A 225-nucleotide genomic window follows, 5' to 3' on the forward strand; every position below is an offset into this window, starting at 1 on the left:
TTGTTATTGCCTAATATAAGATTAACATCATCTATTAAATGGTCATCCCCATCTTGGTCCCCATCCAATTCTTGACTGTTGTAATCATTTCTACTTCCCTCCATAATATTGCTACTCCTAATAATATTATTTGTGGAAAATAATGAAAACCCATCCTGATCAGTGGAAGCTTTTTGACTGTTATTACTATTGTTATTCCCTTCAATCAGGTTAATTTCATCAAGT

General features: G+C 32.4%; 1 protein-coding gene. It reads right to left on the bottom strand.

From position 1 onward, the window contains the following. Nucleotides 1-225: hypothetical protein (locus E1171_RS22915; RefSeq protein WP_187696063.1), on the bottom strand; the 225-nt coding region annotated here is incomplete at both ends.

Source organism: Xanthovirga aplysinae (assembly GCF_009711365.1).
Taxonomy (GTDB): domain Bacteria; phylum Bacteroidota; class Bacteroidia; order Cytophagales; family Cyclobacteriaceae; genus Xanthovirga; species Xanthovirga aplysinae.